Origin of the sequence: Bacillus sp. MD-5 (genome assembly GCF_002201875.1) — a bacterium.
In the GTDB taxonomy this organism is placed as follows: Bacteria; Bacillota; Bacilli; order Bacillales; family Bacillaceae; genus Bacillus; species Bacillus stercoris.
In genome coordinates this window covers 2,630,264-2,655,411 of the sequence record NZ_CP021911.1, presented here as the reverse complement: position 1 = coordinate 2,655,411, position 25,148 = coordinate 2,630,264, and the positions used below count along the sequence as shown (strand labels likewise).

Annotated in this window: 22 protein-coding genes, 2 tRNA genes and 1 other annotated feature; of the genes, 21 read left to right on the top strand and 3 right to left on the bottom strand. The window is 42.8% G+C overall.

Translation table 11 applies throughout. The annotated features are described in order from the left end of the window. The first annotated feature begins 8 nt into the window (after nucleotides 1–8). From sdhA to CDO84_RS13355, 16 genes are all read left to right on the top strand, one after another. A complete protein-coding gene (gene sdhA / locus CDO84_RS13435; protein ID WP_014664887.1) occupies nucleotides 9–1,769 on the top strand; it encodes a succinate dehydrogenase flavoprotein subunit in 1,761 nt (586 codons plus the stop codon). 2 nt (nucleotides 1,770–1,771) lie between these two features. Further along, nucleotides 1,772–2,533 carry a succinate dehydrogenase iron-sulfur subunit gene (gene sdhB / locus CDO84_RS13430; protein ID WP_040082239.1) on the top strand — a complete coding sequence of 254 codons (762 nt, stop codon included), beginning with the start codon at nucleotides 1,772–1,774 and terminating at the stop codon, nucleotides 2,531–2,533. Between the two features lie 60 nt (nucleotides 2,534–2,593). Further along, nucleotides 2,594–3,037, top strand: coding sequence for an acyl-CoA thioesterase (locus tag CDO84_RS13425; RefSeq protein WP_040082240.1), 444 nt, complete (start codon nucleotides 2,594–2,596; stop codon nucleotides 3,035–3,037). A gap of 115 nt (nucleotides 3,038–3,152) precedes the next feature. Next, entirely contained in the window at nucleotides 3,153–3,377 is a 225-nt protein-coding gene (gene gerE / locus CDO84_RS13420) for a spore germination transcription factor GerE (protein ID WP_003184172.1), read from the top strand. 246 nt (nucleotides 3,378–3,623) lie between these two features. Continuing rightward, nucleotides 3,624–4,064: a MarR family winged helix-turn-helix transcriptional regulator gene (locus tag CDO84_RS13415; protein WP_003229573.1), complete on the top strand. Its 441-nt coding sequence runs from the start codon at nucleotides 3,624–3,626 to the stop codon at nucleotides 4,062–4,064. A 7-nt stretch (nucleotides 4,065–4,071) separates the two neighbouring features. Continuing rightward, nucleotides 4,072–4,890 carry a glutamate racemase gene (gene racE, locus CDO84_RS13410; RefSeq protein ID WP_081483635.1) on the top strand — a complete coding sequence of 273 codons (819 nt, stop codon included), beginning with the start codon at nucleotides 4,072–4,074 and terminating at the stop codon, nucleotides 4,888–4,890. A 113-nt stretch (nucleotides 4,891–5,003) separates the two neighbouring features. Further along, nucleotides 5,004–6,104: a spore germination protein GerM gene (gene gerM, locus CDO84_RS13405; protein ID WP_014664884.1), complete on the top strand. Its 1,101-nt coding sequence runs from the start codon at nucleotides 5,004–5,006 to the stop codon at nucleotides 6,102–6,104. Nucleotides 6,105–6,214: 110 nt separating this feature from the next. Next, nucleotides 6,215–6,952: a ribonuclease PH gene (gene rph / locus CDO84_RS13400; protein WP_003246039.1), complete on the top strand. Its 738-nt coding sequence runs from the start codon at nucleotides 6,215–6,217 to the stop codon at nucleotides 6,950–6,952. Nucleotides 6,953–6,964: 12 nt separating this feature from the next. After that, on the top strand, nucleotides 6,965–7,561 hold the full coding sequence (locus CDO84_RS13395) for an XTP/dITP diphosphatase (RefSeq protein WP_082032955.1): 597 nt from the start codon (nucleotides 6,965–6,967) through the stop codon (nucleotides 7,559–7,561). Between the two features lie 15 nt (nucleotides 7,562–7,576). Then, nucleotides 7,577–8,086, top strand: coding sequence for a metallophosphoesterase (locus tag CDO84_RS13390; protein WP_014664882.1), 510 nt, complete (start codon nucleotides 7,577–7,579; stop codon nucleotides 8,084–8,086). A 129-nt stretch (nucleotides 8,087–8,215) separates the two neighbouring features. Then, a tRNA-Arg gene (locus CDO84_RS13385) sits at nucleotides 8,216–8,289 on the top strand. 583 nt (nucleotides 8,290–8,872) lie between these two features. After that, on the top strand, nucleotides 8,873–12,079 hold the full coding sequence (hsdR, locus tag CDO84_RS13375; protein ID WP_040082243.1) for a type I restriction-modification system endonuclease: 3,207 nt from the start codon (nucleotides 8,873–8,875) through the stop codon (nucleotides 12,077–12,079). A gap of 132 nt (nucleotides 12,080–12,211) precedes the next feature. After that, nucleotides 12,212–13,642, top strand: a complete 1,431-nt coding sequence (locus CDO84_RS13370; RefSeq protein ID WP_040082244.1) for a class I SAM-dependent DNA methyltransferase — start codon at nucleotides 12,212–12,214, stop codon at nucleotides 13,640–13,642. Beyond that, on the top strand, nucleotides 13,639–14,958 hold the full coding sequence (locus tag CDO84_RS13365; RefSeq protein WP_040082245.1) for a restriction endonuclease subunit S: 1,320 nt from the start codon (nucleotides 13,639–13,641) through the stop codon (nucleotides 14,956–14,958). Before CDO84_RS13370 ends, CDO84_RS13365 begins: the two co-directional genes overlap by 4 nt. A 363-nt stretch (nucleotides 14,959–15,321) precedes the next feature. Beyond that, entirely contained in the window at nucleotides 15,322–15,840 is a 519-nt protein-coding gene (locus CDO84_RS13360) for a recombinase family protein (RefSeq protein ID WP_231560760.1), read from the top strand. A 407-nt stretch (nucleotides 15,841–16,247) separates the two neighbouring features. Continuing rightward, a tRNA-Arg gene (locus CDO84_RS13355) sits at nucleotides 16,248–16,339 on the top strand. Between the two features lie 59 nt (nucleotides 16,340–16,398). Here the strand turns inward: CDO84_RS13355 and CDO84_RS13350 are convergent. The 3 genes from CDO84_RS13350 to cotQ form a co-directional block, all read right to left on the bottom strand. Continuing rightward, a complete protein-coding gene (locus CDO84_RS13350) occupies nucleotides 16,399–17,226 on the bottom strand; it encodes a YsnF/AvaK domain-containing protein (RefSeq protein ID WP_040082247.1) in 828 nt (275 codons plus the stop codon). 168 nt (nucleotides 17,227–17,394) lie between these two features. Next, entirely contained in the window at nucleotides 17,395–17,856 is a 462-nt protein-coding gene (locus CDO84_RS13345; protein WP_040082248.1) for a GNAT family N-acetyltransferase, read from the bottom strand. Nucleotides 17,857–18,022: 166 nt separating this feature from the next. Then, the gene (cotQ, locus tag CDO84_RS13340; RefSeq protein ID WP_040082249.1) at nucleotides 18,023–18,358 is read right to left on the bottom strand and encodes an inner spore coat protein CotQ; all 336 of its coding nucleotides are present in this window, start codon (nucleotides 18,356–18,358) and stop codon (nucleotides 18,023–18,025) included. Nucleotides 18,359–18,803: 445 nt separating this feature from the next. Then, nucleotides 18,804–19,048: a binding site (T-box leader), on the top strand. 121 nt (nucleotides 19,049–19,169) lie between these two features. On the opposite strand from cotQ, the gene ilvB reads away from it, so the two are divergent. From ilvB to leuB, 5 genes are read left to right on the top strand one after another with little or no spacing between them, the layout of a single operon-like run. Beyond that, the gene (gene ilvB / locus CDO84_RS13330) at nucleotides 19,170–20,888 is read left to right on the top strand and encodes an acetolactate synthase large subunit (protein WP_040082250.1); all 1,719 of its coding nucleotides are present in this window, start codon (nucleotides 19,170–19,172) and stop codon (nucleotides 20,886–20,888) included. After that, nucleotides 20,885–21,403: an acetolactate synthase small subunit gene (ilvN, locus tag CDO84_RS13325; RefSeq protein ID WP_014664873.1), complete on the top strand. Its 519-nt coding sequence runs from the start codon at nucleotides 20,885–20,887 to the stop codon at nucleotides 21,401–21,403. The genes ilvB and ilvN overlap by 4 nt, the downstream gene beginning before the upstream one ends. Before the next feature lie 23 nt (nucleotides 21,404–21,426). Further along, nucleotides 21,427–22,455: a ketol-acid reductoisomerase gene (gene ilvC / locus CDO84_RS13320; protein WP_003222549.1), complete on the top strand. Its 1,029-nt coding sequence runs from the start codon at nucleotides 21,427–21,429 to the stop codon at nucleotides 22,453–22,455. Next, entirely contained in the window at nucleotides 22,442–23,998 is a 1,557-nt protein-coding gene (locus CDO84_RS13315; protein WP_040082253.1) for a 2-isopropylmalate synthase, read from the top strand. The genes ilvC and CDO84_RS13315 overlap by 14 nt, the downstream gene beginning before the upstream one ends. Before the next feature lie 20 nt (nucleotides 23,999–24,018). Then, nucleotides 24,019–25,116, top strand: coding sequence for a 3-isopropylmalate dehydrogenase (leuB, locus tag CDO84_RS13310; protein ID WP_014664871.1), 1,098 nt, complete (start codon nucleotides 24,019–24,021; stop codon nucleotides 25,114–25,116). Nucleotides 25,117–25,148 lie beyond the last annotated feature (32 nt).

Below are 25,148 nucleotides of genomic sequence, written 5' to 3'. Positions count from 1 at the left end.
GGGCTATCATGAGTCAATCAAGCATTATCGTAGTCGGCGGAGGTCTTGCCGGCCTCATGGCGACAATTAAAGCAGCGGAATCAGGAATGGCGGTTAAGCTGTTTTCCATCGTTCCTGTCAAACGTTCTCATTCAGTTTGTGCGCAAGGCGGCATAAACGGAGCGGTCAATACAAAAGGGGAAGGTGACTCTCCGTGGGAACATTTTGATGACACGGTATACGGGGGAGACTTTCTTGCCAACCAGCCGCCGGTCAAGGCAATGTGTGAAGCGGCGCCTTCGATCATCCACTTATTAGACCGGATGGGTGTTATGTTTAACCGGACGCCTGAAGGCCTGCTTGATTTCCGTCGATTCGGGGGTACACAGCATCACAGAACGGCTTATGCGGGTGCGACGACGGGACAGCAGCTGCTTTATGCACTGGACGAGCAAGTGCGCAGATACGAAGTTGCGGGTCTGGTCACAAAATACGAAGGCTGGGAATTCCTTGGCGCTGTATTAGATGATGACAGAACCTGCCGCGGAATTGTTGCGCAAAACCTGACAAACATGCAAATTGAATCCTTCCGTTCTGACGCGGTCATTATGGCGACGGGCGGACCGGGGATCATTTTTGGAAAATCAACGAACTCCATGATTAATACAGGATCTGCTGCTTCAATCGTTTATCAGCAGGGAGCGTACTATGCAAACGGAGAATTCATTCAAATCCACCCGACAGCCATCCCGGGCGATGACAAACTAAGACTGATGAGTGAATCAGCGCGTGGTGAAGGCGGCCGCGTGTGGACATATAAAGACGGCAAACCGTGGTATTTCCTCGAGGAAAAATATCCGGCATACGGAAACCTGGTGCCGCGTGATATTGCGACACGTGAAATATTTGATGTGTGTGTGAACCAGAAGCTTGGCATTAACGGTGAAAACATGGTCTATCTCGATCTGTCTCATAAAGATCCGAAAGAGCTAGATATTAAGCTTGGCGGTATCATTGAGATTTATGAGAAATTCATGGGAGACGACCCGCGCAAGCTTCCAATGAAAATCTTCCCGGCGGTCCATTATTCTATGGGCGGTTTATGGGTGGATTACGATCAAATGACAAACATCCCTGGACTGTTTGCGGCTGGAGAATGTGATTACTCTATGCATGGAGGCAACCGCTTGGGAGCAAACTCCCTGCTGTCTGCGATTTACGGAGGCATGGTGGCCGGACCGAACGCGGTGAAATATGTAAACGGCTTAGAATCTTCAGCGGAAGACATGTCTTCTTCTTTATTCGACGCTCACGTTAAAAAAGAAGAAGAAAAATGGGCTGATATTATGAGCATGGACGGAACCGAAAATGCCTATGTTCTTCACAGAGAGCTCGGTGAGTGGATGACGGCGAACGTAACGGTTGTCCGCCATAATGACAAGCTTTTGAAAACGGACGACAAAATTCAGGAATTAATGGAGCGCTTTAAAAAGATCAACATCAATGACACGACAAAATGGAGCAACCAGGGGGCGATGTTCACACGCCAGTTCTCGAACATGCTCCAGCTTGCGAGGGTGATTACCCTTGGCGCTTACAACCGTAATGAAAGCCGGGGCGCCCATTATAAACCGGATTATCCTGAACGTAATGATGATGAATGGCTCAAAACAACAATGGCTAAACATGTAAGCCCGTATGAAGCGCCGGAATTTGAGTATCAGGATGTCGATGTATCACTGATAACGCCTCGGAAACGGGATTACTCGAAGAAGAAGGTGGCGAAATAATCATGAGTGAACAAAAAACCATACGATTTATTATCACACGTCAAGATACAGCCGACAGCACGCCTTACGATGAAGAATTTGAGATTCCATACCGCCCGAATCTGAACGTCATTTCCGCTCTGATGGAAATCCGCCGGAATCCGGTTAATGTCAAAGGTGAAAAGACAACCCCTGTCACATGGGATATGAACTGTCTTGAGGAAGTATGCGGCGCATGTTCAATGGTCATAAACGGAAAACCCCGCCAGTCTTGTACGGCGCTTATCGACCAGCTTGAACAGCCGATCCGTTTAAAACCAATGAAAACATTCCCAGTGGTTCGTGATTTGCAGGTTGACCGCAGCAGAATGTTTGATTCATTGAAAAGGGTAAAAGCGTGGATACCGATTGACGGCACGTACGATCTAGGACCGGGACCGAGAATGCCGGAAAAACGCCGTCAATGGGCATATGAATTATCGAAATGCATGACGTGCGGCGTCTGCCTCGAGGCCTGCCCGAATGTGAACAGCAAATCGAAGTTCATGGGGCCTGCACCGATGTCTCAAGTCCGCCTGTTTAACGCACATCCGACAGGCGCCATGAATAAATCTGACCGATTAGAAGCACTAATGGATGAAGGCGGCCTTGCAGATTGCGGCAACTCGCAAAACTGTGTCCAATCCTGTCCGAAGGGCATTCCGCTTACCACTTCGATTGCAGCCTTAAATAGAGACACAAACTTACAAGCGTTCCGCAATTTCTTCGGAAGCGACAGAGTATAAGAAGAAAAAACCTCTTCCGCATGGGAGAGGTTTTTTTAAACAATAAGGAGATGAAAAAAGATGAAACTTCCCGCTTATATTGATATGCCGTTTCCAGAATGGAAAAGATCCTTTTCTTTTTTTAATGAGGTATCCGTAAGATTTTCCGAGACGGACATGTTTGGGCATATGAATAATGTAACCCCTTTTATATATTTTGAGGAGGCGCGAATTTCTTATTTTAAAAAGCTGAATATGATGAGTGAAAACAAACAGACCATGACAGTTGTGGCAAGCCAGCAGTGCGATTATTTGCGCCAAGTCATGCCTTATGAAGAGCTGCGCATCTATGTGAAAACAAGCGCTGTCGGCAGTTCATCTCTTACCTTGCATTATCTCGGAGAGAACCACAAAGGCGAACCTTGCTTCACCGGAGCAGTCGTGATGGTTCAAGTCTCGAAGGAAAGCGGCAAGGCTGTCAGCTGGACGGATGATGAGAAAGAAACGCTTCTCCATACACGATAAACTAATTCTCTTGTAAACGTCACCCCCTGCGCCCTTCTTACATATGATATCTCGACTATATCAAAACCCATTCGTTTCTGATTCGCTCTCACCTTAGCAAGGAGGGTTACAATACTTGAAGGAGAAAGAATTTCAATCGAAGCCGCTGCTAACGAAAAGAGAAAGAGAAGTGTTCGAATTGCTCGTTCAAGATAAGACAACAAAGGAGATTGCAAGCGAGCTATTTATCAGTGAGAAAACCGTTCGAAACCATATTTCAAATGCCATGCAGAAATTGGGTGTGAAAGGGCGTTCGCAAGCCGTTGTTGAGCTTCTTAGAATGGGTGAGCTAGAGCTTTAATTCTTGCCGGTATTCCTTCTTTTCAGGAAGGAGCCGGTTATTGCTGTTTGTTTGGAACATTCGAAACCATATTTTTGAATGCTGTGCAAAACGTAGGCAAGTCATAAAATGAATTTTTTTGCTTGATGTTGTTTGACTAAAGTCCTCTATTTCTCTCCTGCGAGTCTTGCATTTTCTTCAAAAAAGAAGGAAAATAGACACGGAACGCTTTTGTGCGTAAGAGATCCTTGAGTGAGGGATGGACAAATGACATCAAAACCTTTGGAGCATGTTGCGGATATTGAAAAGTCTCTCCGCCACATTGCCGCGATCATTAAGCAAAAAGGACGAGAAATCCTTAACCAATATGCAATTACGCCGCCGCAATTTGTCGGCCTGCAATGGCTTTATGAACTGGGAGATATGACAATCGGCGAACTATCGGGCAAAATGTATCTGGCATGCAGCACGACAACGGACTTAATCGACCGCATGCAAAAAAATGAGCTTGTTGAGCGGGTCAAGGACCCGGCGGACAGACGTGTTGTCCGGATACATCTGCTGCCTGAAGGAGAACGGATTATCCAAGAGGTCATTACTAAAAGGCAGGAATATTTGCGTGATATGTTCGAATCGTTTACAGATGAAGAAATAGCCATCTTCGAAAAATCTTTGATGAAACTGCAGCATGAAATGAAGAGAAAATGAGGCGATTTTGTTGGAACAACCAATAGGGGTCATTGATTCCGGGGTTGGCGGTTTAACCGTTGCGAAGGAAATCATGAGACAGCTACCTAAAGAAAATATTATCTACGTCGGGGATACGAAACGGTGTCCGTACGGGCCGCGCCCTGAAGAAGAGGTGCTTCAATATACGTGGGAGCTGACGAATTATTTACTCGAAAACCACCACATCAAAATGCTCGTGATCGCCTGTAACACAGCAACAGCGATCGCTTTGGATGACATCCAGCGCAGCGTCGGTATACCGGTGGTCGGAGTCATCCAGCCTGGTGCGAGAGCAGCGATAAAAGTGACGGATAATCAGCATATCGGTGTCATCGGCACAGAGAATACGATTAAGAGCAATGCATACGAAGAAGCGCTTTTGGCATTAAATCCTGATTTGAAGGTTGAAAACCTTGCCTGCCCGCTGCTTGTGCCTTTTGTGGAAAGCGGGAAGTTTCTCGACAAAACAGCAGACGAGATTGTCAAAACCTCGCTGTACCCGTTAAAAGACACATCGATTGATTCGCTGATTTTAGGCTGCACCCATTACCCTATTTTAAAAGAAGCCATTCAAAGATATATGGGAGAGCGCGTAAACATTATTTCGTCCGGCGATGAAACAGCCCGGGAAGTCAGCACAATTCTCTCTTATAAAGGGCTGCTGAACCAGTCTCCGATTGCCCCGAATCATCAGTTCCTGACAACAGGGGCGCGTGATCAGTTTGCAAAAATCGCAGACGATTGGTTTGGCCATGAAGTGGGGCATGTGGAATGTATCTCACTGCAAGAACCGATTAAAAGATAGGTTTTCCCGCAACGGAATGTTGCGGGTTTTTTCTGTTTTGCCGGAATTCTTCGGTCTATTTCCTAAAGAGGCTCGTATACATAATAGTACAAACATCCTTAGGAGGGAAAAGTATGCTGAAAAAAGGACCTGCAGTCATTGGTGCGACTTGTCTCACCTCTGCCTTGCTTTTATCCGGATGCGGTTTGTTTCAATCTGATAAGGCAGCCAAGGAAATTGATCCGCCTCAAGACGTTACATACGTGAACGATGAAGCGGGGGCTAAGTCAAATACTACAGCAGCCGAAAAAACAGAGAATAAAAAGAGTGATACCGCAAAAACGGATCAAGCCTCATCTGCTGTTATGAGGGAGCTATATCTTATTGATAAAAACGGGTATGTCGTCGCGCAAACGCTGCCTCTTCCTAAAAGTGAGAGCACGGCTAAGCAGGCGCTTGAATACCTCGTACAGGGCGGGCCTGTGTCTGAAATTCTTCCGAATGGCTTCAGAGCAGTATTGCCGGCTGACACAACCGTTAACGTTGACATCAAAAAAGATGGAACCGCGATAGCTGATTTCTCTAATGAGTTCAAAAATTATAAGAAAGAGGACGAACAGAAAATCGTTCAATCTGTGACGTGGACGCTGACGCAATTCAGTTCGATAGATAAAGTGAAGCTGAGAATAAACGGGCATGAGCTGAAGGAGATGCCTGTAGGAGGGACGCCGATCTCAGATGATTTAAGCCGCAAAGACGGCATTAATTTGGAAACAGCCGGTGTAAATGATCTCACTGCTACCCACCCGCTGACAGTCTACTATTTGGCGGAAAACGAAGACAGTGAGTACTACGTGCCTGTGACGAAACGAATCGACAATTCGGAAAAAGACGACATTACAGCAGCCATCAATGAATTGGCTAAAGGCCCAAGCAAGGTGAGCGGGCTGTTAACAGACTTCAATGAAGATGTAAAGCTGGTCAGCAAACCGAAAATGAAAGACGGTCGCGTGACGTTGGATTTCAATCAATCTATATTCGGCAGCGCCGATGAGAAGACGAAAATGATTTCTTCAGAAGTGCTGAACAGCATTGTGCTGACGTTAACGGAACAGCCGGATGTAAAAGGCGTCTCTGTTAAAGTGAATGGAAAATCAGAGCTTGTAAACGAAAAAGGCGAAAAGCTCACAGAACCGGTCTCCAGACCTTCTCAAGTGAATACGGGTAGTTTTTAAATTGGGATTTTTGATATACTAGAAAGAAAGAGGTTAGCGTTCCGGCTGCCTCTTTCTTTATTCAATTCCGGGACAAAAATGGTTTATGTACATACAATCGGAGGTAAAACATGAGACATGACGGAAGACAACACGATGAGCTGCGTCCAATCACATTCGATTTGGATTTTATCAGCCATCCGGAAGGTTCTGTTCTAATAACAGCGGGAAATACAAAGGTAATCTGCAACGCGTCTGTTGAGGACCGCGTACCGCCGTTTTTGCGGGGCGGAGGGAAAGGCTGGATTACAGCAGAGTACAGCATGCTGCCGCGGGCAACTAATCAAAGAACAATTAGAGAATCTTCTAAAGGGAAAATTTCCGGCAGAACAATGGAGATCCAACGCCTGATCGGCCGCGCGCTTCGGGCTGTTGTAGATCTGGAAAAGCTCGGTGAACGGACGATTTGGATTGACTGTGATGTCATTCAGGCTGATGGCGGAACAAGAACAGCTTCCATTACAGGTGCATTTCTTGCGATGGCGATTGCGATTGGCAAGCTGATCAAAGCAGGAACAATCAAGACAAATCCGATCACGGATTTTCTCGCTGCGATCTCTGTTGGAATTGATAAGGAACAGGGAATTTTGTTAGATTTAAATTATGAAGAAGATTCCTCTGCTGAAGTTGACATGAATGTCATCATGACAGGCAGCGGCCGTTTCGTGGAACTGCAGGGAACCGGCGAAGAGGCGACTTTTTCAAGGGAGGATCTGAATGGTCTTCTCGGTCTTGCGGAAAAAGGAATTCAAGAGCTGATTGACAAGCAAAAAGAAGTGCTGGGGGATTCTCTGCCAGAACTGAAATAAAGACAGAAAGGCTTGATCATCATGAAAGAAGCAATTATTGCGACACATAATCCGGGAAAAGTGAAGGAATTTAAAGAAATTCTTGAGCCAAAAGGCTATGATGTCAAATCGTTAGCTGAAATTGGATTCACAGAAGAAATTGAAGAAACAGGCCATACATTTGAAGAGAATGCCATTCTGAAAGCAGAAGCTGTTGCCAAAGCAGTGAACAAAATGGTGATTGCGGACGACTCAGGCCTATCCATCGATAATCTTGGCGGCAGACCCGGGGTTTATTCAGCACGCTATGCAGGGGAACAGAAAGACGACCAGGCAAATATCAATAAAGTGATCAGCGAGCTGAAAGGAATCGAAAAAGAACAGCGCACCGCCCGTTTCCGCTGCGCATTGGCCGTGAGTATTCCGGGAGAGGAAACAAAAACAGTCGAAGGCCATGTTGAAGGGTATATTGCTGAAGAACCGAGAGGAGAATACGGCTTTGGCTATGATCCAATCTTTATCGTGAAAGATAAAGATAAGACAATGGCTGAACTGACTAGTGATGAAAAAAATAAAATCAGCCATAGGGCTGACGCGCTTAAAAAGCTGTCTAAGCTTTTGGAGGCATAAGGAGGGAGCTCGTACATGAACGTGCTGATTATCAGTGACAGCCATGGGCTTGAAGAAGAACTCCAGACCATTGCGAAACGGCACGAAGCAGAAGTTGACCTTATGATTCATTGCGGAGACTCTGAGCTAGAAACAGGGCATCCGGCATTGGAGCCTTATGCGGTTGTAAAAGGCAATTGCGATTTTGCCGGCGATTTTAAGGACGAGCTTCTTCTAACTGCCGGTTCAAGAAAAATACTGGTCACACACGGCCACCTTCACGGTATAAAACAGACCTTGTTAAACGTATACTATCGTGCAGAAGAGCTCGGAGCGGATATTATCTGCTTCGGGCATTCGCACATCGCGGGAAGCGAAGTGCTGCGCGGAAAACTGATGATTAACCCAGGCAGCATCCGGCTTCCAAGGGTGCGCAGGACAGAAAGCTATGCTATACTGACATTAGAAAATGATGCTGCGACAGTCCGTTTTTACGACCAAGCAGGCAATGAAATTGAGGATCTGCAAAACCGAGTCACACTATGAAAATGTCATGAGGAAGAAAATTTTCTTCCTCATGAAAAAAATTCTAAAAAACCGTTGACTTATTGTTGCATCCCATATATAATAAATCTTGTCGCTGATAGTTAAAGCGAAAAACAAAAAACATAACGTGTCCCAGTAGCTCAGCTGGATAGAGCAACGGCCTTCTAAGCCGTCGGTCGGGAGTTCGAATCTCTCCTGGGACGTAATTAAATCGGGTGCTAAAACCCGTCAAATCAACCTTCTATATCGTTTAGTGAAACGGTCAGTATAACGGTCACGTAAGAAATTACACCTGTTATTGACTTATATAACTTTCGATATAGGAGGTTTTTTGTTGTAACCAAAAGAAAAGGATTATTAGATGTTGATTCGGATGTAAAGGGATTATTAAATGGATTGACCATAACTAGTTCCACCGCTTCAAAAGAAAAAATAAAACAGTTTGAGGTCTTGGATGACTCAATGTTGATTTCTGATGCTCTCGAAACCAACACTAGGCAAATGAAGGTGAGTGAGAATAGAAGCCGTACAACAAGCGATTATGTCCTCCATGTAGAGCATTTTCAGAGTATAACAATTGAGGCTCTTCTTTTTATCGATCAAATCTGATGTCGTAGCCTCGATATTTAAACAATAACTAATAAAACCCGTCTTTTATTCACTTGGTTAAAGAATGAACCTAAACTAAGGAGCAGAGTAGAAAAAGAGCGATACATCTTCTTTCCTAATTTTTGCATGATTATAGTATAATGGACACAAACAATCTTTTAGGAAACGGTGATAAAAATGAGTAGCAACTTTTCATTTTTTCAAGGGAAATGGGATGTACTTGCTAACTTGGGAGAGACAGCTGAGAGAAATGTATATCATGACCCCCATACAACAGTAATGAAACTGCGATTGTTCGCTGAAACACTAACTAAATTTATTCTTGCCGCTGAAAATATTAAAGAGGCATATGGTACAACGCAAGTGGATCGCATTAACACTTTGCGTCGGGAAAGGTTACTTGAGCCTGAATTAATTGATATATTAGAGGCTCTTCGTCGCAAAGGGAATGTAGCGATGCATGAAGCGGATTATGGAAAAGTAGAAGAAGCAAAGGCTTTGTTGCAATTAACGTTCCGCTTGTCCATTTGGTTCATGGAGGTATATGGTGATTGGGATTTTCAAGCACCAGAGTATACAGAACTTCAAGAACAAGTAGAACAGAGTACAGAAACACTTCAGCGAGAATATGAGGAGAAAGTCAAAAAGCTTGAAGAAGAATTAGAGGCAATTCGTCGACAGGCGGAAGTGGAACAAGAAGAGGTAAAAATCGAACGTAAAAAGATATCCAAAAACTTTATGCGTCGACAGCAATTAACTGAAGCTGAAACACGTACGATTATTGATGGAAAACTACGTGCTGTTGGGTGGGAAGTAGACACAACTGTACTAAATCATCAAAAGAACGGAACGCTGCCAGAGAAAAATCGAAACATGGCAATTGCAGAATGGAAGGTCAATGGCGGCAGGGTTGACTATGCGTTGTTTATTGGCTTAAAGCTTGTTGGCTTTATTGAAGCTAAGGCAAAAAAGAAAACGATTCCTGGCGCATTAGAAAGTCAAACAAAAGTGTATGCAAAAAATGTGACACAAGTCGAAGATGAAGTCATCATACCTACAACAGGTGAATATAAAGTGCCGTTTTTATACGCAACGAACGGCCGACCATACTTGAGACAACTTCAAGAAGAGTCGGGCATCTGGTTTTGGGATTCACGTAAACCGTTAGAACATGCTCGCCCATTAGAAGGCTGGCATTCACCTGATGACTTGCAGCTTCTTCTTAGTCAAGATGACAAGGATGCAAATAAACGCTTAGAAGAAGAGGATATTACGAAGTTTGGTTTGCGTCATTATCAGCAAAGAGCGGTACTTTCCGCTGAAGAGGGATTAAAAGAAGGGCAACGAAGAATGCTTATTGCGATGGCAACGGGAACTGGGAAAACTCGTACAGCTATCGCCCTCATGTATCGCTTAATTAAGTCCAAAAAATGTCGTCGTATTCTTTTCCTTGTAGACCGTAATTCGTTAGGAAAACAGACAGAGGATGCACTTAAGGATACAAAAATTGAAGGCTACTCATTTGCTGATATATACGATGTAAAGTCTTTAGAAGACATGTCTCCAGAAGTTGAAACGAAGGTGCAAATTGCGACGGTGCAGGGAATGGTTAGAAGACTTTTCTATAGCGATAACGAGAAGCTTCCAAGTGTCGGGCAGTATGATTTCATCATTGTAGATGAAGCACATCGTGGCTATACAAGTGACAAAGAAATGTCAGAGGAAGAATTGGAATTCCGTGACCAAAATGATTATATTAGCCAATATCGACGTGTAATTGATTATTTTGATGCGGCATGTTTAGGACTTACTGCAACACCAGCTCTTCATACAACAGAGATTTTTGGTATGCCTATTTTTAAGTATTCTTATAGTGAAGCGGTTCTGGATGGCTACTTAGTTGACCATGAACCACCATATCTGTTTAAGACAGAACTTTCACAAGTCGGCATTACTCTTGAAAAAGACGAAGAAGTTGAAGTGTATGATGTTGATAAAGGCGAGATTCAACTAGAAAATATGGAAGATACCATTCATTTTGAGGTTGAACAGTTTAATAAACGGGTAATTACTGAACCTTTTAATCGGGCGGTTCTAAACAAACTGGTTGAATACATTGATCCGACAGGAAAAGAGAAAACCCTTATCTTTGCAGCGACTGACCAACACGCAGATTTAGTTGTTCGGTTATTAAAGGAAGCCTTTAAAGAACGTGGCGATGAAATTGAAGATGATGCTATTATGAAAATTACTGGCTATATCTATAAGCCATTAGATGCCATTAAAAGGTTTAAGAACGAGCGGCTGCCAAATGTCGTTGTAACGGTTGATTTACTCACCACAGGCATTGACGTTCCTCCAATAACAAATCTAGTATTCTTACGGCGTATACAGTCTCGTATTCTTTATGACCAAATGCTTGGACGTGCAACCCGTCTTTGTCCCGACATTGGAAAAACACACTTTAACATTTACGATGCAGTGGGCATCTACGATAAATTGCAAAGCTATACGGAGATGAAACCTGTTGTAAAGAAACAAAATTACAGTATCGGTGAACTATATGAATCACTTGCCAATGCTACTGCAGAAGATGAAGCTTCGTTTTATCGTGACCAATTGGCAGCGAAAATTCAGCGTCGCAAGCAAAGGCTGAATGAAGAAGGAAAACAAAAGTTTGAAGAATTGTCGAATGGAAAAAATGTGGATGAGTGGGCGAAAGAAATTCAAACGTATACGCCACAAGAAGCAAAACAGCACAACATGTTATTTGAATATATGGAAGCCTATCGGGTAAAAGGCGAGAAACGATATATCTCCAACAAAGAGGATGAAGTAACAGATGTGGTTCGGGGATACGGTGAAGGAAACAAGAGACCAGAAGATTATTTAGAAGGTTTCGTTCGTTTTATCCAAGAAAATATTAATGAAATTCCCGCTCTTCATCTTATTTGCACAAGCCCGAAAGATTTAACAAGGCAGGATTTACGAGAACTTATTACCATTCTAGAAACGAAAGGCTTTAAGCAATCTCATTTGCAGACAGCTTGGAAGCAGACAAAAAATGAAGACATTGCAGCAGACATTATTAGCTTTATTCGCCAAGCTGCATTAGGTGAAGCACTAGTTGCCCATGAAGCACGTATTAAACAAGCGATGCAAAAAGTGTATTCACTGCATGATTGGACTCCAAGACAGAAGAAATGGTTAGAGAGAATAGAAAAGCAATTACTTAAAGTGCCTGTATTAGCACCAACTGCAGAAGAGGCATTCTCGGAAGAACCATTTAAAACTTCGGGCGGCTATAAATTGCTGAAGCGGGAGTTCGGTGACTATATTGATACGGTTGTTACCACTATAAATGAGAACCTTTATATTAGTTAACAATGTGCCTCTTCATAGGGGCATTTTTTAAGTTATAATAGATAAGTTACTTTATCTTTGATTTTCACTTTAATGAGGTTTGAATGAGAATCCAAAATTAAAATATACACGGAGTTAGCAGGAGGCTGAAAAATGAACAACCAAGAAATCGTTCAAAAACTATGGAATTTATGTAATGTGTTACGTGATGATGGGATTACCTATCAGCAATATGTAACAGAGTTAACCTACTTATTATTCCTCAAAATGATGAAGGAGCAGGAAACAGAAGGTGTGATTCCAGAAGGATATCGTTGGGATGATTTGTTAGATAAAGAAGGTTTGGAATTAAAGACATTTTATCAGCGATTGTTACTTGAATTAGGAAACAGTGAAAATGAGCGGCTGCGTCTAATATACAGTGATGCTTCTACAAGTATTGCTGAGCCGAAAAACTTAGAGAAAATTATCAAATCAATTGATGCTCTTGATTGGTACAATGCGAAAGAAGAAGGACTGGGCAATCTTTATGAGGGATTGTTAGAGAAGAATGCCAGTGAAAAGAAATCAGGAGCGGGGCAATACTTTACACCTCGTGTATTAATTGATGTGATGGTTCAATTAATTGACCCGAAAATTGGTGAGCGGTGTGCTGACCCTGCAGCTGGAACATTCGGTTTCATGATTGCTGCAGACCAATATTTAAAGAATCAAACAGATGACTACTTTGATATAGAACCACAAGAAGCCGAGTTTCAAAAGAAAGAAGCCTTTGTAGGTATGGAACTTGTTAAAGATACGCATCGTCTGGCACTCATGAATGCTTTGCTTCATAATATCGAAGGTCGTTTGGAACAAGGAGACACGTTATCGGGTAACGGTAAATGGATGAAGAACTTTGATGTTATTTTAACAAACCCGCCGTTCGGTACCAAAAAAGGCGGAGAACGGGTATCCCGCGACGATTTAACGTTTGAAACATCGAATAAACAGTTGAATTTCCTGCAGTTGATTTATAACGCTTTAAAAGATGATGGAAATGCAAGAGCAGCGGTTATCTTGCCCGATAATGTCTTGTTTGAAAGCGGGATTGGCTCACAAATTCGTCGTGACTTGATGAACAAATGTAACTTACACACGATTTTACGCTTACCAACAGGAATTTTTTATGCGCAAGGTGTAAAAACGAATGTCTTATTCTTTACAAGGGGAACAACAGACCAAGATAACACGAAGGATGTATGGGTATATGATCTTCGGACAAATATGACTTCATTTGGCAAACGTAATCAGCTAACAATGGCTCATTTTGAACACTTCATGAAGGCATATGTAGCTGAAGACCGATCGAAAGTGGAAGATGAACGTTGGAACAAGTTTTCGCGAGAAGAAATTGCAAAGAAGGATGACAGTCTAGATATCGGATTGATTGCTGACGAGTCTTTATCATCATATGAAAACCTACCAGACCCTATTGAATCGGCAGAAGAGGCGATTGCGAAACTTCAACAAGCAATGGAGTTGTTAAATGAAGTGGTGGAAGAATTACGTGCTGTTGAAGAGGATGAGGTGGTCAAAAAATGAGTAAGGAAAAGAAGACCATTGAAGAATTAGTAGAAGAAACTATAGTGCCAGTAGAAGAGCAGCCTTATGAACTGCCTGAAAATTGGATATGGGTAAAATTATTAAATGGTTACGCAGTATGTCTAGATAAATATCGTAAGCCAGTTAATGCTGAAGAAAGAGCAAAAAGAGTAGGGAATATACCTTATTATGGTGCTACTGGACAAGTTGGATGGATAGATGACTATCTTACAGATGAGGAACTTGTTCTTTTGGGAGAAGATGGAGTTCCTTTTTTAGAGCCTTTCAAAAATAAAGCTTATATTATTAGGGAGAAAGCATGGGTTAACAACCATGCACACATATTAAGGTCTATCTTTGGTTCGGAAGGGAATTTATTCCTACTGCATTATTTGAACCAATTTAATTTTAACGGGTATGTAAGTGGTACTACTAGATTGAAACTTACTCAGAAGAAAATGGCTATCATTCCTGTTCCTCTTCCGCCACTCAATGAGCAAAAACGGATTGCTGAGAAAGTGGAGCGGCTTTTAAGTAAAATTGAAGAAGCAAAGCAGTTGATTGAAGAAGCGAAGGAAACGTTTGAACTTCGTCGGGCATCGATTATAAGAACTATTTTAAAAGAAGAATTAAGTAATGGTAAACTTCCTACAGGTTGGAGAAATATAAAGGTTAAGGATTTGTTTACCATTTTTGGAGGTGGAACTCCAAGTAAGGCAAAAGAAGAGTATTGGAATGGAAGAATACCATGGATTTCTGCTAAAGATATGAAGACCACTTTTATCTCAAAGACAATGGATTACATTACTGAGGAAGGTCTAAACAACTCATCAGCGAAGCTTGCAAAAAGAGGTTCAGTCGCAATGGTTGTAAGGAGTGGTATTTTGCAAAGAACGCTCCCAGTTGCATTTTTACTCTCAGAATGTACAGTTAATCAAGATTTGAAGGTATTCGATTCTGGAGATGAATTAATAAATAAGTACTTCTTATGGTATGTAAAAGGCAATGAAAGGAACTTGTTACATAACTATTCAAAATCTGGAACTACTGTTAATAGTATTGAATTTGAAAAGTTTAAGTCCCATGAAATCTTATTGCCGCCTATGGACGTACTAAAGCAGAAAATAGATAAAATTGAAAATGTAATTGAAAAGGAAAAAAGTGCAAACGTTATGCTAAACTTAGCAAACTCAATCGATGAATTGAAATCTTCTATCCTTTCCAAAGCTTTTCGAGGTGAACTCGGAACGAACGACCCAAGTGAAGAAAATGCGGTTGAATTGTTAAAAGAAGTGCTACAAGAACAAGTGAAATAGTTATAAGAAGGCATCCAAATTAGTTGGGTGTCTTTTATGGTTGCATACATGTCAAGTTGTGGGATAGGGTATGTTGGTGTCTTGGTTTGATACAGAAACCACCCTCATTCACAAACTGACAATCGGTAAATTTCCGACACGACTCAGATTCTCAATGTGATTTAACATGGTAAAGTAATAAGAGTTGCAGTGAAACCCTATTCGAGTTCGATAATAATATCGATAGCAGAGGGTGTAGACTTATAAGTGATATCAAAGAAAAGATACCGATGCCTCAAGGTGGAATCAATTATGGACAACAAAGAATTTGGATACGTTAGAGTAAGCAGCAAAGACCAAAATGAAGCATGACAACTGGATAGTATGTATGCTCTTGGAATTGATGAGCGTGATATTCATATCGATAAGCAAAGCGGGAAAGACTTCAATAGACCTCAATACCAAGCTTTGAAATTGCGTTTGCGAAAAGGAGATACGTTATACATACATTCATTAGATAGGCTAGGTCGTAACAAAGAGGTGATTTTAAACGAGTGGAAAGATATCACACAGAAAATCAAAGCACATATTGTTGTAATAGATATGCCATTGTTGGATACACGGAAATACAATGACTCCATCGGTTCTTTCGTGGCTGACTTGGTGTTACAAGTATTATCGTGGGTTGCTGAAGAAGAGAGAACCAAGATTAAGACTCGTCAAGCTGAAGGGATAGCTGCAGCTAAGGCACAGGGCAAACATCTTGGAAGTCCTAAAGCAACTATTACAACTGAGCTTGAGCAACAATGGAAAGCAGGAGAAATTACAGCGGTTGAAGCAATGAAGAAATCAAGTGCTAAGGCTACATTCTATCGCAGAGTTAAGGAATATGAAGAAAGCTAAAGTATTCCTATTACTTCTCTCTATCTTTATATAAAGGATATGGGGGATATTTTCATATTTTCACTGGGGACATGAAAGGGATAAACCTATAGTCGATTCATCCACATACCATGAAAAAAATTGACTTGTCGAAACGAATCTAATTATAGTCCATCTCAAATTACATTATTTTAAATAACCGATCTCTATCCCAATGGACAACATTCTTTGTTATCTCTCATGAAACCACTCCTTTAAATAATTACCTTTGCCTTTTTATATAGCAGATTTTAGTACAACTGTATTACCTTTTCAATAGGGTTGTTTTCTACTATATGAATGCTTGAATTGTAAAGCATAAGCAAATATAATAGAAAATTAAGTCAATCGGTCAAAGTTCGGAAAGTGACCGTTATACATGAACGTGAACGAATAGCGATATAAAAAGGATGGAAGCTGGATAGAGCAACGGCCTTCTAAGCCGTCGGTCGGGAGTTCGAATCTCTCCTGGGACGTACCAAAATGAAAAACCTCAAATCCATTTAGGATTTGAGGTTTTTTGTTGTCGGTCTATGATTTTTATTTATTATTTAACGGATCATCATCATCCAAGCCGTCAACTTTTCCTTCTTTATTCAGACGAGGTTCTTCTTTTTTCACAGTTTCAGAAATATGTTCATTTTCTTCAACAGTGCGTTTACCGACAACCACTTCATCAGTGACAACCGGTTTTTTAGTCACTTCCAGCTTTTCCTCAACGATTGGCACTCTGATCTCTTCCGAATCGTTGACGGGAGAAGCATCCGCTTTATTTTCATCCACTGGCCGGCGTTCGACATAAATTTCATCGTGTCTCACCGGGATGTCCATATCTCTTTTTTCTGTTTTCACTTCTTTTCCTATCTCTACTTCGCCGGTTTGAACGTCTTCCTTATCGACTTTCAGCTGTTCTTCCCGGAGCGGCATCGTTTTTTCTTCTTTCGTTGTATAATCCGCCATTTCATTTGTGCTTGAAAAGCCGCCTGAAAGGGCATTGCCGTTATCCATAGGAGCATTTACATCTGCATCTGTATCGACGGCTACCAGAAGTTTTCCGTCATCCAAATCTTCTTGATACTTGTCTATTTCATCCGTTCTAATATCCAAATCGGATAATGCTTTGCTGTGTGCAGCAGTATCATCCATTGTGAAATAATCTTTCAGTTTATCGAAAAAAGATTCAGATTCGCCCTGATGTGCATCGATGGCTTGATTGACCTCTGTTCCTGTACGTGACTCCAAATAATCTGTATCTCGCCGGCTTGTCACAACAGAAATGTCATCAGAATCATAGCCTTTTGTGAGTAACCCTTCAATCGCTGCGATGGTTTCCTGCGGAGTTTCGAATACACCAACTATGCTTTTCATATCAATCTCCTCCTTCATGAATTTGCATGATATCGTTCATGTCGTTTGTAATTCCCGCTGTTCTTTGAATTAAACAAAATTGAAAACATTGGGCGGGTATCAAAAGGGTGAAAAGTGTGTAAATACAAAAAAATAGATAAGACAGACTTTCCTCTGTCTTATCTATCTTCATAGTTGCAGCTCCTTTGTCATAAACACACTGTTTAGATCTTCAACATAGTCTGCAAACGGTTCGCAATACTGGAAACCGAAGCTTTCATACAATTTTCTTGCTGGCTCAAATGAAGCCATTGAACCCGTTTCTAAACTTAGTCGCTCATAACCTCGCTTCTCGGCCTCTTCAATGATGTGCTGGAGAACTTGTTTGGCAACGCCTTTTCTTAAATGTGATGCAGATGTTCGCATTGATTTGATTTCTCCATGCCGGCTGTCCAGTTCTTTTAGCGCTCCGCAGCCGGCGAGTTCATCACCCTCCCAAGCGCTCCAAAATGTTATTTCAGGCTCTCTTAGTTTCTCTAAACCTAAGGCATGAGTGCTTTCTGGCGGGGACATAAGCGTCATGCTATGTAAATGTTCATTCACAAGTGAGACCACCTGACGTCCAGTTAAATCGTCTATTTTTATATGCAATTTTATTCCTCCTCAAACTTTGATCTTAATCATATTTCATCCTGTTTCCAACTATAAAGACAGAAAACCTGACAGTATTGAAGCCCCTTTGAAATATATGAGTTGCAAAAGATGTTTGAAAGCAAAAAAAGAGGCCGAAATCGTTGTTCGGCCCTTGCAGTCTTCTTTAATATCTAAAGCCTCCATGCACACCGGCTGTTCCGCTAAAACCGCCGACATGTGTCGCCGGAATACTGAACCCGCCGCTATGGCCGCTGAAGCCAGTGCCTGAAAATTGCTGCCCGAAAAAATCTGAAGTGTATGGATAAGAGGAGTACATAGCAGAGGGAGTGGTCAACGGGCTGTATGCCTGGCTGAACGGCTGTCCGTATCCGTATCCTCCAAATGGATGCTGGCTTTGCTGGTAGAAGGCAGGGGAAGCAGGATAATACTGCTGCGGAAAGCTGGGGAAGCTTGGAAAGCCCGCAGGAAATCCTTGCATGTCTGCAAATGATTTATTCATCGTATCACCTTTTCTTTGCAAGATACCATTAATGTATGCCGAGGGAACAAGGGGAGTGCCTATCCAGATTGAAATGGTTTGCAAGATGATCTGTCAGACTCAAATCCTATTCGAATCACAGTGTGTTATAAAATCTTACACGTTTATGTAAAATTGAATTATTCTGGTGTATCCTTGATAGATTAATAAAAAAATTATAAAAACTTTTAACATTTGCAATTCCTTTTGTACCAATAATGAAAGCGTATACAATATAGATTGATTAATCAAAATTGTCTAATAATTTTAAAAAATGCTGTTGACACTGCGTCCAAAGCGGCGTAATATGAGTTCAACAAAAGATAACGCAAGCTTCACAAGCGAAAATGATCGCAATATGATTCTGAAAAAATGAAAAACAATCGACCTTTTTGAACAGCTTACAAGCCGTTCTGAAGGCTGAATATGAAAAGCGCAGATGAGGATAAGTAGCCTTGATAAAGCTTTCCACAGAGAACCGGGTTAGCTGAGAACCGGCGAAGCTTTGTAAGGTGAACTCGCCTCAGAGTGCCAGTCTGAAATGACAGTAGGACTTGGCCGGGTGAATTTGATTCACTCGTTACTAAAGCGGATAGAAATATCCATGAGACGGCCGACTAAGGCCGTAAACAAGGGTGGTACCGCGGAAAGAAAAGCCTTTTCGCCCCTTTTAGCTATCGCAGTTACTGCGCGGCTGATTGTGGGTGGAAGGGCTTTTTTTATTGAATAATCAGCTATCTAGCTAATGAAAAGATGATCTTTAAAGGATGAAAATCCAAAAGGAGGAACTAAAATGAGGACTAATGTACAGATGGATTCAGCATCTGCCAAATGTACACAGACGATGAGCGGAGCATTAATGCTGATTGAATCATTAAAAAAAGAGAAAGTAGAAATGATTTTCGGTTATCCGGGCGGGGCTGTGCTTCCGATTTACGATAAGCTATACAATTCAGGGTTGGTACATATCCTTCCCCGTCACGAACAAGGCGCGATTCATGCAGCGGAAGGATACGCAAGAGTCACTGGAAAACCGGGTGTCGTCATCGCCACATCAGGACCGGGAGCGACAAACCTTGTTACAGGCCTTGCTGATGCCATGATTGATTCATTGCCGTTAGTTGTCTTTACAGGGCAGGTGGCAACCTCTGTTATCGGGAGTGATGCATTTCAGGAAGCAGACATTCTAGGGATTACGATGCCGGTGACAAAACATAGCTACCAGGTTCGCCAGCCGGAAGATCTGCCGCGCATCATTAAAGAAGCGTTCCATATTGCAACAACTGGAAGACCCGGCCCAGTATTGATCGATATTCCGAAAGATGTAGCAACTATTGAAGGAGAATTCAGCTACGATCATGAGATGAACCTCCCGGGATACCAGCCGACAACAGAGCCGAATTACTTGCAGATCCGCAAGCTAGTAGAAGCCGTGAGCAGTGCGAAGAAACCGGTGATCCTGGCGGGTGCGGGCGTACTGCACGGAAAAGCGTCAGAAGAATTAAAAAATTATGTCGAACAGCAGCAAATCCCCGTGGCGCACACCCTTTTGGGGCTCGGAGGCTTCCCGGCTGACCATCCGCTTTTCCTGGGGATGGCGGGAATGCACGGCACGTATACAGCCAATATGGCGCTTCATGATTGTGATCTTTTAATCAGCATCGGCGCCCGTTTTGATGACCGTGTCACAGGAAACCTGAAACACTTTGCCAGAAACGCAAAGATTGCCCACATCGATATTGATCCAGCTGAAATCGGAAAAATCATGAAAACACAGATTCCTGTAGTGGGAGACAGCAAAATTGTCCTGCAGGAGCTGATCAAACAAGATGGCAAACCAAGTGATTCAAGCGAATGGAAAAAACAGCTCGCCGAATGGAAAGAAGAGTACCCGCTTTGGTATGAAGAGGAAGAGGGTTTTAAACCTCAGAAATTGATTGAATATATTCATCAATTTACAAAAGGAGAAGCCATTGTCGCAACAGATGTAGGCCAGCATCAAATGTGGTCAGCGCAATTTTATCCGTTCCAAAAAGCAGATAAATGGGTTACGTCAGGCGGACTTGGAACGATGGGATTCGGCCTTCCGGCGGCGATCGGTGCACAGCTGGCTGATAAAGATGCCACTGTCGTCGCGGTTGTCGGAGACGGCGGTTTCCAAATGACGCTTCAAGAACTCGATGTCATTCGCGAATTAAATCTTCCGGTCAAGGTAGTGATTTTAAATAACGCTTGTCTCGGAATGGTCAGACAGTGGCAGGAAATTTTCTATGAAGAACGCTATTCAGAATCTAAATTCGCTTCTCAGCCTGACTTCGTCAAATTGTCCGAAGCATACGGCATTAAAGGCATCAGAATTTCATCAGAGGCGGAAGCGAAGGAAAAGCTGGAAGAGGCATTAACGTCAAGAGAACCTGTTGTCATTGATGTGCGGGTTGCCAGCGAAGAAAAAGTATTCCCGATGGTGGCTCCGGGAAAAGGGCTGCATGAAATGGTGGGGGTGAAACCTTGAAAAGAATTATCACATTGACTGTGGTGAACCGCTCAGGCGTGTTAAACCGAATCACCGGTCTATTTACAAAAAGGCATTACAACATTGAAAGCATTACAGTTGGACACACAGAAACAACAGGCGTTTCCAGAATCACCTTTGTCGTTCATGTTGAAGGAGAAAATGATGTTGAACAGTTAACAAAACAGCTCAACAAACAGATTGATGTTCTGAAAGTCACAGACATCACAAATCAATCGATTGTCCAGAGGGAGCTGGCCTTAATCAAGGTCGTCTCCGCACCTTCAACGAGAACAGAGATTAATGGAATCATAGAACCGTTCAGAGCCTCTGTCGTCGATGTCAGCAGAGACAGCATCGTTGTTCAGGTGACAGGCGAATCTAACAAAGTTGAAGCGCTTATTGAATTGTTGAAACCTTATGGCATTAAAGAAATCGCGAGAACAGGTACAACGGCTTTTGCGAGGGGTACCCAGCAAAAGGCGTCATCCAATAAAACAATATCTATTGTATAAAACATAACAAGGGAGAGATTGAAATGGTAAAAGTATATTATAACGGTGATATCAAAGAGAACGTATTGGCAGGCAAAACAGTAGCGGTTATCGGATACGGTTCGCAAGGCCACGCACATGCCTTGAACCTTAAAGAAAGCGGAGTAGACGTGATCGTCGGTGTTAGACAAGGAAAATCTTTCACGCAGGCCCAAGAAGACGGACATAAAGTATTTTCAGTAAAAGAAGCGGCAGCCCAAGCTGAAATCATCATGGTTCTGCTTCCTGATGAACAGCAGCAAAAAGTATACGAAGCTGAAATCAAAGATGAATTGACAGCAGGAAAATCATTAGTATTTGCTCACGGATTTAACGTGCATTTCCATCAAATTGTTCCTCCGGCGGATGTTGATGTATTCTTGGTAGCGCCTAAAGGTCCGGGACACTTGGTCAGAAGAACATATGAGCAAGGAGCCGGCGTACCTGCATTGTTCGCAATCTATCAAGATGTGACTGGAGAAGCAAGAGACAAAGCTCTCGCATATGCAAAAGGAATCGGCGGCGCAAGAGCGGGCGTATTAGAAACGACATTTAAGGAAGAAACAGAAACAGATTTGTTCGGTGAGCAGGCGGTTCTTTGCGGCGGATTAAGCGCGCTTGTCAAAGCAGGATTTGAAACATTAACTGAAGCAGGTTATCAGCCTGAACTTGCATACTTCGAGTGTCTTCATGAGCTGAAATTAATCGTAGACCTTATGTACGAAGAAGGACTTGCAGGAATGAGATATTCAATTTCTGACACAGCACAGTGGGGAGATTTCGTATCAGGACCTCGCGTTGTGGATGCTAAAGTAAAAGAATCGATGAAAGAAGTATTAAAAGATATCCAAAACGGTACATTCGCAAAAGAATGGATCGTCGAAAACCAAGTAAACCGTCCTCGTTTCAACGCTATCAATGCGAGCGAGAACGAGCATCAAATCGAAGTAGTGGGAAGAAAGCTTCGTGAAATGATGCCGTTTGTGAAACAAGGCAAGAAAAAGGAAGCGGTGGTCTCCGTTGCGCAAAATTAATTTTTTCGATACGACGCTTCGTGATGGTGAACAGTCCCCTGGAGTGAACTTGAATACACAGGAGAAACTTGCCATAGCTAAGCAGCTCGAAAGACTCGGGGCAGATATCATTGAAGCGGGATTTCCCGCTTCGTCCCGAGGTGACTTTTTAGCTGTTCAGGAAATCGCTAGAACCATTAAAAATTGTTCAGTGACTGGTCTGGCCCGTTGTGTAAAAGGTGATATTGACGCTGCTTGGGAAGCGTTAAAGGATGGTGCTTACCCGAGAATTCATGTTTTTATCGCCACATCGGACATTCATTTGAAGCACAAGCTGAAAATGACACGTGAGCAAGTCATTGAAAGAGCAGTTGAAATGGTGACATACGCAAAAGAACGTTTTCCGGTTGTGCAATGGTCAGCTGAAGATGCCTGCCGTACTGAGCTGCCGTTTCTGGCAGAAATCGTCGAGAAAGTGATTGACGCAGGCGCCAGTGTTATCAATCTTCCAGACACTGTCGGCTACCTGGCTCCAGCGGAATACGGAAATATCTTTAAATATATGAAGGAAAACGTTCCGAACATTCACAAAGCAAAGCTTTCAGCTCATTGTCATGATGATTTGGGAATGGCAGTTGCAAACTCTCTTGCTGCGATTGAAAATGGCGCTGATCAAATTGAATGCGCTGTGAACGGGATCGGTGAAAGAGCCGGAAACGCGGCATTAGAGGAAATTGCCGTTGCCCTTCATATCAGAAAAGATTTCTACCAAGTTGAAACAGGAATTACATTGAACGAGATTAAGAGAACAAGCGATTTAGTAAGCAAGCTGACCGGCATGGCTGTCCCGCGCAATAAAGCAGTTGTGGGCGATAATGCATTTGCTCATGAATCAGGCATCCATCAGGACGGCTTTTTAAAAGAGAAATCAACTTATGAAATTATTTCGCCGGAGCTTGTCGGTGTAACCGCAGATGCGCTTGTCCTAGGTAAACATTCTGGACGCCACGCATTTAAAGACCGGTTGACTGCTTTAGGATTCCAATTTGACAGTGAAGAGATTAATAAATTCTTTACGATGTTTAAAGAGTTGACTGAGAAGAAAAAAGAAATCACTGATGAGGATCTTGTTTCTCTTATTTTAGAAGAAAAAGTAACAGATCGCAAGATTGGGTATGAATTTCTTTCTCTGCAAGTACATTACGGAACTAGTCAGGTCCCTACGGCTACTCTTTCTTTGAAAAATCAAGAAAACGCAGAGCTTATTCAGGAAGCTGCAACTGGGGCCGGAAGTGTGGAAGCAATCTACAACACGCTTGAGCGCTGCATCGATAAAGACGTGGAGCTCTTAGACTACCGCATTCAGTCTAACAGAAAAGGCGAAGATGCATTTGCCCAGGTGTATGTAAGAGTTTTGGTGAACGGAAAGGAATCAGCAGGGCGGGGCATAGCGCAAGACGTATTAGAAGCATCAGCGAAAGCCTATTTGAACGCAGTAAACCGTCAATTGGTTTTCGAGTCGAATATGAGCGGACTTAAAAACCACACAGCTGTCGGATCATAAAAGAAAGGAGAACGGTTAATTTGAAGAAACGTATTGCTCTATTGCCCGGAGACGGGATCGGCCCTGAAGTATTAGAATCAGCGACAGACGTACTGAAAAGTGTTGCCGAACGCTTTAACCATGAATTTGAATTTGAATATGGCCTGATTGGAGGGGCGGCGATTGACAAACATAACAACCCCCTCCCAGAGGAAACCGTTGCCGCTTGTAAAAATGCAGACGCAATATTGCTTGGCGCTGTCGGCGGACCGAAATGGGATCAAAACCCTTCGGAGCTGAGACCGGAAAAAGGGCTGCTCAGCATCAGAAAACAGCTTGATTTGTTTGCGAATTTACGGCCAGTGAAGGTGTTTGAAAGCCTTTCTGACGCTTCGCCTTTGAAAAAAGAATACATCGATCATGTTGATTTTGTTATCGTCCGAGAGCTGACAGGCGGCTTGTATTTCGGCCAGCCGAGCAAACGCTATGTAAACACTGAAGGTGAGCAGGAAGCAGTAGACACCCTGTTTTATAAGCGGACGGAAATTGAACGCGTGATCAGAGAGGGCTTTAAAATGGCAGCAGCCAGAAAAGGAAAAGTAACCTCTGTTGATAAAGCAAACGTTCTAGAATCAAGCAGACTGTGGCGTGAAGTGGCTGAGGACGTTGCAAAAGATTTTCCTGATGTAAAGCTGGAGCACATGCTTGTGGATAATGCAGCCATGCAGCTAATTTATGCACCGAATCAATTTGATGTCGTGGTGACTGAAAATATGTTTGGTGACATTTTAAGCGATGAAGCGTCGATGCTTACAGGCTCACTCGGAATGCTCCCGTCAGCCAGCCTATCAAGCTCAGGTCTTCATCTGTTTGAGCCTGTTCATGGCTCCGCGCCTGATATTGCCGGCAAAGGGATGGCAAATCCATTTGCGGCCATATTGTCAGCGGCAATGCTTTTGAGAACATCTTTCGGGCTTGAAGAGGAAGCGAAAGCTGTAGAAGATGCGGTTAACAAAGTCTTGGCTTCCGGAAAAAGAACAAGAGACTTGGCACGGGGTGAAGAGTTCAGCAGCACTCAGGCCATTACGGAGGAAGTTAAGGCAGCAATCATGAGTGAAAATACAATTTCTAATGTGTGACAGCTTACGATAAGCGGTCTTAGTTCATAGGT